Consider the following 704-nt stretch of genomic DNA (forward strand, 5'->3'; position numbering starts at 1 on the left):
GGCCAGCGACACGGTGGTGAGGGCGGCGGCGGCCAGCACGACGGCGGTCCGGCGGGTGAAGGTTCGAGCGGGAAGCACGGAGATACGTTACCCGGCTGGGACGGATGCCCGTCCCGGGGTCTGCGTGCTGCCGCGTTCTGGGCGGGCCGGTGCCGGGTCGGTTCATCAGGGCCGGTGCCGGGTCGGTGCCGCGCGGGAGGCGGGCGGGCCCTTAAGGTCTTCCAGTGACCCGCGTCCGTGACCTCTCCGAGGAGCAGATCCTCGAGCGCATCGTCCCTCTGCTGCCCCGGGGGAGCGCCACGCTGCTCGGCCCCGGCGACGACGCCGCCGTGCTCGCCGCCCCCGACGGGCGCTTCGTGGTCAGCACCGACGTGCTCGTCGAGGACCGTCACTTCCGTGCACGGTGGTCCACGGGCTACGACGTCGGACGGCGGGCCGCCGCGCAGAACCTCGCCGACATCGCCGCGATGGGCGCCCGGCCCACCGCGCTGGTCACGTCCCTGGTGGTGCCGGGCGAGACCGACGTCGAGTGGGTGACGGGACTGGCGAAGGGCCTTGCGGACGGCTGCGCGCCGGTCGGCGCGGGCGCCGTCGGCGGCGACCTGTCCAGCGGGCCGTGTCTCGTCGTGAGCGTGACCGTGCACGGTGACCTGGAGGGACGCGACGCCGTGCTGCGCTCGGGCGCGCGGCCGGGCGACGTCGTC

Annotated in this window: 1 protein-coding gene; it reads left to right on the forward strand. The window is 75.4% G+C overall.

Features of this window, described 5'->3' with window-relative positions; translation table 11 throughout:
- Positions 1 to 224 precede the first annotated feature (224 nt).
- On the forward strand, positions 225 to 704 hold a 480-nt coding region (locus PROKR_RS25865), incomplete at its 3' end, for a thiamine-phosphate kinase (RefSeq protein ID WP_036969433.1).

The organism is Promicromonospora kroppenstedtii DSM 19349 (genome assembly GCF_000515355.1).
GTDB lineage: Bacteria > Actinomycetota > Actinomycetes > Actinomycetales > Cellulomonadaceae > Promicromonospora > Promicromonospora kroppenstedtii.